This window comes from Caulobacter sp. 17J65-9 (assembly GCF_010975005.1).
Classification (GTDB): Bacteria; Pseudomonadota; Alphaproteobacteria; order Caulobacterales; family Caulobacteraceae; genus 17J80-11.
On the sequence record NZ_JAAIVC010000187.1, the window covers coordinates 1 to 6,636 of the forward strand.

The window sequence follows — 6,636 nt, forward strand, 5'->3', positions numbered from 1 at the left end:
CCACGGCGACGACAGCCGCGCGCATCAGCCCTCTCCGCCCGCCGGCGTCGGCGCCGCGGCCGGCTCGGCCGGGGTCGCCAGCGTGGCGGCCTCCGCCGGAACGGCCGGGACTTCCGCCGGAGCCGCGACCGCGGTCGCCGCGCCCGGAGCGAAGGCCGGATCCCCGGCGAGGTCGTTCACCGCGTAGCCCACCACCTGGCGGGTCATGGTCTCCACCGCGATCTTGATGTTCGGCGCTTTTTCGCCGTTCGGCGGCGCGCTCTTCAGGCCGATGGTCGTGTGCAGGGCGTGTTTCGCAGTGCGGGTGATGGGGGCGGCGCCCGGCCCGGACAGGTATTCCACGGTGCAAATGTAGTTGTCGGTGACCAAGGTGCCCTTCAGGCCGAAGGTCAGACCGGTGGCGAAGCCCTGGGCCGTCGCGTCCTTCATCGCGCCGTCGGGCACGACGTTGTCGATCACCACGTTGAGCACGGCCCCGCCCTCGACCGGGGTTTCGACCACCTGGCTGAACAGGTCGCTGCCGATCAGGGCGTCGATGACCTGCTGCTTCAACATGGCCGTGGCCCGACCGTTGGGCAGGCCCTTGGACTTGAACTGGAACAGCACCTGCACCGGGCGCGGCTGGGCGATCTTCACCCGGTTTTCGGGAGCCAGCTGAGACAGGGTGGTGTCGATATAGGTCGCGGCCGAGGCTGCGCCCGGAACAGCGAAGACAAGGGCGACGGCGAAGGCGAAGCGCGCCGCCGCCGAGCGCGCCCAGCGCCGGAAGATGGTCATGGAAAAAGCCCCCAAACGGATTTCGTGTACGGGCCCGGTCAGGCCGATCCACGAGTTCCGTCTCCGCCGAACGGATCGGCGGGGCCTGCGCCCAGGGCGCGACCGGTTCCAGCGGAACGTCCCCCGACGCCCGCGCCAGATCTACCGTCAGTTGCAAATTGCGGCAATCGTCGAACGGCGATCCGCCGCCCCGGGCCTACTGGGCGGCGCCGGGCGGGGCCGCCTGCAAGGCCGCGTCGGCGGCCAGGCCCAGGCCGTGCAGCACCTTCCAGTCCAGGGCCATGGCGATCGGCGGCCAGCCGGGGGCCAGGAAGGCCAGGCGCGGCAGGTCGCCGGGCGCGGACGGCGGCTTCATCAGCACGTCGCGGGCGTCCAGCTCCAGGCCGGCCCCGCGCGCGGCCATGGCCTCGGCCAGCAGGCGCGCCAGCAGCGGCACGTCCCCGGCCGCCAGCGACAGCCGCCGGATCGCGCCGGCCTCGTCGAACGCCAGCGTCAGGCCGCCGTCCTCGGTCATCTCCACGCCCGCGATCGCCGCCGGCTCGCTCATGGCCCCGCCTCGAATCCTGGTCAGGGGATCAGTCTGGTCCGCCCCCGGAGCCGCGTCGCGCAGGCGAACGGACGCGCGACGGGACGCCCCACCTGCGGACGCCCCTTATTTGCATAAATTTGCATATGCGCCGCCGGGGTTTGCGCGCCGTAACGGCAGATTGTCGCGCCATATTTGCACGAATTTTCCACCCCAAAGATACCACGTTGCGGCAACTTTCTGCCCTTGCTGCATTGCAGCAAGGGTGAGATATTGCCGCATCCCGTGACCATCGCGTGAACTCATGCTCCCGAAACAGGAGCAGCCATGCTAGAGACGCGCGACTCCGCCGCGCGCCGGCGGGCTTGTCCCGTCCGGGCCGCGACGCACGCGCCCGGTCCCAGTGGAGAGATGAGTTGCAGACGACCGAGATTCCCGGGCTCGACCAGGCCCCCACCCGTCACGCGGGTCTGATCGCCTGGGTGCGCGAGATCGCCGCCCTGACCAAGCCGGAGCGCGTGCACTGGTGCGACGGCTCCGACGCCGAATGGACCCAGCTGACCGACGCCCTGGTCGAAGCCGGCACCCTGCGCCGCCTGGATTCCGCCAAGCGTCCCAACTCGTTCTACGCCGCCTCTGATCCGAAGGACGTGGCGCGCGTCGAAAGCCGCACCTTCATCTGCGCCGAGAACGAGATCGACGCCGGTCCGACCAACAACTGGATGGACCCGGCCGAGATGCGCGCCAAGCTCTCCGGCCTGTTCGACGGCTGCATGCGCGGCCGCACCATGTACGTGGTGCCGTTCTGCATGGGCCCGCTGGGCTCGAAGATCTCCGCCCTGGGCGTCGAGATCACCGACAGCGCCTACGTCGCCGTGTCGATGCGCGTCATGACCCGCATGGGCAAGGCCGCGCTGGACCAGCTGGGCGAGGACGGCTTCTTCGTGCCGGCCGTGCACACCCTGGGCGCGCCGCTGGAAGCCGGCCAGGCCGACGTCGCCTGGCCCTGCAACGACGACAAGTGGATCGTCCACTTCCCCGAGACCCGCGAGATCTGGTCCTACGGTTCGGGCTACGGCGGCAACGCCCTGCTCGGCAAGAAGTGCTACGCCCTGCGCATCGCCGGCGTCATGGCCCGTGACGAGGGGTGGCTGGCCGAGCACATGCTGATCCTCAAGCTGACCTCGCCGCAGGGCGACGTCCGCTACGTGGCCGCCGCCTTCCCGTCGGCCTGCGGCAAGACCAACCTGGCCATGCTGCAGCCCACCCTCGAAGGCTGGAAGGCCGAGACGGTCGGCGACGACATCGCCTGGATGCGGTTCGGTGAAGACGGCCGCCTGTACGCCATCAACCCGGAAGCCGGCTTCTTCGGCGTCGCGCCGGGCACCAGCCGCAACACCAACAAGAACGCGCTGGAGACCCTGCGCGAGAACACCGTCTTCACCAACGTGGCCCTGACCGCGGACGGCGACGTGTGGTGGGAAGGCCTGACCAAGGACGCCCCCGAAGGTCTGACCGACTGGAAGGGCCGCGCCTGGTCGCCGGAGCTCGGCGAGCCGGCCGCGCACCCGAACGCCCGCTTCGCCGCCCCGGCCGGCCAGTGCCCGGCCGTCGCTTCGGAGTGGGAAGACCCGGCCGGCGTGCCGATCTCGGCCATCCTGTTCGGCGGCCGCCGCGCCAGCGCCGTGCCGCTGGTCACCGAGGCCTTCGACTGGGCCCACGGCGTGTTCCTGGCCGCCAACGTGGCCTCGGAAGGCACCGCCGCGGCCGAGAACAAGGTCGGCGAGCTGCGCCGCGATCCCTTCGCCATGCTGCCGTTCTGCGGCTACAACATGGGCGACTACTTCGGCCACTGGCTGAAGATGGGCGAGCAGACCTCGGCCGACAAACTGCCGCGCATCTTCTTCGTGAACTGGTTCCGCAAGGGCCAGGACGGCAAGTTCGTGTGGCCGGGCTACGGCGAGAACAGCCGCGTGCTGAAGTGGATCGTCGACCGCCTGGAAGGCCGCGCCGAGGCCGTGGACACCCCGATCGGCCGCCTGCCGACCAAGGCCGCCCTCGACACCGCGGGCCTGGACCTGTCGGACGCCGACCTCGACCTACTGCTCAGCGTCGACGCCGACGTCTGGGCCGAGGAAGCCGCCCTGATCCCGCCGTTCTACGAGAAGTTCGGCGAGCGCCTGCCGAAAGCCCTGTGGGCCCAGCACGCCGCCCTGGTCGAGCGTCTGGCCGCCGAAGAGGCCCCGAAGGCCAAGGTCGCCAACGGCTGAGGCGCTAGCGCCTGACCTGAAAGCTGAAAGGGCGCTGGGGTGACCCAGCGCCCTTTTTGCTGTCGCGCCCGCTTGCGACACTTCGCCGCAAACAGCACGCAAAATCAGTAACTTATTCGCACCCGACGCACCCTAGAACTCGCTCGAAAGTAGTGACGCCCGCCCGCCGGCGGCCGCCGACCGAGAGAGTACGCGTCAATGAGAGTCCCGCTTCTCGCCCTCGCCGCCGCGCTGGTCGCCGGCCCCGCCTTCGCCGCCGAGACGGTCGGCCGCATCGACCTCAGCTACAGCGACACCCGCTGGGAATGGCCGGGCGGCTACACCGCCGACAACGACGACCGCGCCATCGGCGGCGCCGTGTCGGTGACCTCCGGCGGGGGCTGGGGCGTGCAGATCGACGGCCGCAGCGACAGCTACGCCTGGGAGAACGAGGACGGCCGCGACGGCGTCGGCTTCGCCGCCGTGCACGGCTACAAGCGCCTGGGCCGCTACACCGTCGGCGTGTTCGGCGGCTCGACCGTGTTCTACGGCTCCGACGGCGCGCTAGGCGGCGTCGAGGCCCAGGCCCAGCTGCCGAACGCCATGGTCTCGGTCTCCGCCGGCAAGGCCGAGTTCGAGGGCTACACCCACGACTACGGCCTGTGGGACGCGCAGGTCTCCGGCCGCTGGTACCTGACCGAGGACCTCGCGGTCGGCGGCGCGGTCGGCTACGTCGACTGGGACCGCTCGCGGCGCGAGATCACCGGCTGGAACGTCGGTCTGGACGCCGAATACAAGCCGCTCGAGACCCTGCCGGTCAGCCTGTTCGCCGCCGCGCGCCGCGACCGCAACGACTTCCCCCGCTACGCGTACGGCTCGAACACCCTGACCGTGGGCGTGCGCTGGAACTTCGGGGCCGCCACCCTGCGCGAGCGCGACCGCAAGGGCGCGTCGCTGACCGGCGCCCAGGCGCTGGGCGACCACCTGCTGCACTACTGAGGCTCGGGCGCTCCCGGGAAAGGCTCGGGAGCGCTCAACCCGCCGCCAGGCGCGGCGCCGTCGGCACCAGTCGGCGGATCCAGGCTTCCAGCTGCTGCGGCTCGTAGGGCTTGGCCAGGACCGGGAATTCGCCGGGATTGGCGGCGACGCCCTGGCTGTGGCCGGTGGTCAGCAGGACGGGCAGTTCCGGCCGGCGGCTGCGGATCTCGCGCGCCAGCTCCAGGCCGCTCTGGCCGCCCGGCATGACCACGTCGCTGAACACCAGCTTCAGGCCGGCTTCGACCGGCAGGGCGGCCAGGGCCTCGCGGGCGCTGTTCACGACCCGCACCCGGCAGCCCAGCTCTTCCAGTATGTCGGCGGCCAGCATGGCCACGACCGGATCGTCCTCGACGATCAGCACTTCGGCCCCGCCGTCGGCGTCGGTCACCGTGGCGCCGCGCGCGGCCGCCGGCAGATAGACGGTCGCCACCGCGCCGCCCGACGGCGCGTTCTCCAGCGTCGCGGCGCCGTTCGACTGACGGGCGAAACCGTAGACCTGGCTGAGCCCCAGGCCCGCGCCCTCCCCCACCGGCTTGGTGGTGAAGAACGGCTCGAACACCTTGTCTCGGACCTCCGGCGAGACCCCCTGCCCGGTGTCGGCGATGCTGATCGCCACGAAGTCGCCGACCAGGCCCTCGATCTCGCCGTTCAGGGTGACGTTGCAGGCCGAGACGTGCATGGCGCCGCCGTCCGGCATGGCGTCGCGGGCGTTGACCGCGAGGTTCAGCAGGGCCAGCTCCAGCTGGCCCGGATCGGCCTCAATGCGCCAGATCTGGTCGGAAAGCTCCAGCACCAGATCGATGTCCGGCCGCAGGGAGTGGCGCACGATGCCCGCCGTCGCCGGCAGACGCCGGTGCAGGTCGAGCAGTTCGGGCGACAGCGGCTGACGCCGCGCGAAGGCCAGCAACTGACGGGTCAGGTCGCCGCCGCGCTGGGCCGCCGTGCGCACCGTGTCCAGAAGCTCGCTCAGGCGCGGATCGCCGCCGGCCCGCCGCTGGGCCAGGTGGGTGGCGCCCAGCACCGAGGTCAGCAGGTTGTTGAAGTCGTGGGCGACGCCGCCGGTCAGCCGGCCCAGCGCCTCCATCTTCTGCGACTGGAACAGCTGTTCGCGCGCCTCGGCCAGGCGCTCTTCCGCCTCGCGCCGCTCGGTGATGTCACGGGTGATCTTGGCGAAGCCGATCAGCCGGCCGTCGTCGTCATGCACCGCGTCGACCACGACCAGGGCCCAGAACCGGCTGCCGTCCTTGCGTACACGCCAGCCCTCGTCCTCGAAGCGGCCGGCTTCGGCGGCCAGGCGCAGGGCCCGCTCGGGCTTGCCCGCCTCACGGTCTTCCGGCGTGTAGAACAGGGAGAACGGCTGGCCGACGATTTCCTCGGCGCCGTAGCCCTTGATGCGCGCGGCGCCGGAATTCCAGCTCTGCACCCGCCCGTTCGGGTCCAGCAGGTAAATGGCGTAGTCCACCACCGCCTGAACCAACCGTTCGTAACGGTCGTCGCCGAGGTCGGCGGAGAGCGAGACGTGCGAGGACGCAGGCGTGAGCTTGGACATTTGATCAATATAATCGCGGGGATACGTGGCGCGCACAGCCGCCCCCGTACGGCGCGCGCAAAACTGTGCAGCTGATAACGCGCAAGCTCGGAACCGGTTCCGTGGGGTCCGTTAGTTTACGGACAGGCGTGCGCGGAACCGGCGCGGACCGCCTGCGGTAGAGGCGCCGGAGCCCTGCCGGAGCGCGCCGATGATCCTGATCCTCGCCCTGCTGATCGGCGTCGTCGCCGGTCACCGCACGGCCACGCCCCTGGCGGTCGTCGCCTGGGCGGCGTGGCTCGGACGTTTGCCCCTCGCGGGCGGGCCGCTGGGGTTCATGGGCGCGCCGATCACGCCCTGGCTGTTCACGGCGGCGGCGGTCGCCGAGCTGATCGGCGACAAGCTGCCGAAGGCCCCGAGCCGCAAGGCGCCCGCCCTGCTGATCGGTCGGCTGATCGCCGGCGGCCTCTGCGGCGCGGCCCTGGGCGCGGCGCACGGCGCCCTGATCGGCGGCGCGG

At 71.1% G+C, this 6,636-nt stretch carries 6 protein-coding genes; 3 read left to right on the forward strand and 3 right to left on the reverse strand.

The annotated features are described in order from the left end of the window. Positions 1-24 precede the first annotated feature (24 nt). Complete coding sequence (locus G3573_RS18900) at positions 25-777, reverse strand: hypothetical protein (protein ID WP_163263236.1); 753 nt, start codon at positions 775-777, stop codon at positions 25-27. A gap of 196 nt (positions 778-973) precedes the next feature. After that, complete coding sequence (locus tag G3573_RS18905) at positions 974-1,324, reverse strand: hypothetical protein (protein ID WP_163263237.1); 351 nt, start codon at positions 1,322-1,324, stop codon at positions 974-976. A gap of 395 nt (positions 1,325-1,719) precedes the next feature. Between G3573_RS18905 and G3573_RS18910 the strand changes: the two genes are divergently transcribed. Both G3573_RS18910 and G3573_RS18915 read left to right on the forward strand, forming a co-directional pair. After that, the gene (locus tag G3573_RS18910; RefSeq protein ID WP_163263238.1) at positions 1,720-3,573 is read left to right on the forward strand and encodes a phosphoenolpyruvate carboxykinase (GTP); all 1,854 of its coding nucleotides are present in this window, start codon (positions 1,720-1,722) and stop codon (positions 3,571-3,573) included. 198 nt (positions 3,574-3,771) lie between these two features. After that, on the forward strand, positions 3,772-4,551 hold the full coding sequence (locus tag G3573_RS18915) for a hypothetical protein (RefSeq protein ID WP_163263239.1): 780 nt from the start codon (positions 3,772-3,774) through the stop codon (positions 4,549-4,551). Between the two features lie 34 nt (positions 4,552-4,585). On the opposite strand, the gene G3573_RS18920 is transcribed toward G3573_RS18915, so the two are convergent. Continuing rightward, positions 4,586-6,139 (reverse strand): PAS domain-containing sensor histidine kinase, encoded by a 1,554-nt coding sequence (locus G3573_RS18920; RefSeq protein WP_163263240.1) that lies wholly within the window; start codon positions 6,137-6,139, stop codon positions 4,586-4,588. Between the two features lie 190 nt (positions 6,140-6,329). Here G3573_RS18920 and G3573_RS18925 point away from each other — a divergent pair. Next, a partial coding sequence (locus tag G3573_RS18925; RefSeq protein ID WP_163263241.1) for a DUF4126 domain-containing protein occupies positions 6,330-6,636 on the forward strand: 307 nt, incomplete at its 3' end.

What these genes read in the sequence shown, in the direction of transcription:
- G3573_RS18900 (WP_163263236.1), bottom strand. Translation starts at nt 777, where the DNA reads ATGACCATCTTCCGGCGCTGGGCGCGCTCGGCGGCGGCGCGCTTCGCC.
- G3573_RS18905 (WP_163263237.1), bottom strand. Translation starts at nt 1,324, where the DNA reads ATGAGCGAGCCGGCGGCGATCGCGGGCGTGGAGATGACCGAGGACGGC.
- G3573_RS18915 (WP_163263239.1), top strand. Translation starts at nt 3,772, where the DNA reads ATGAGAGTCCCGCTTCTCGCCCTCGCCGCCGCGCTGGTCGCCGGCCCC.
- G3573_RS18920 (WP_163263240.1), bottom strand. Translation starts at nt 6,139, where the DNA reads ATGTCCAAGCTCACGCCTGCGTCCTCGCACGTCTCGCTCTCCGCCGAC.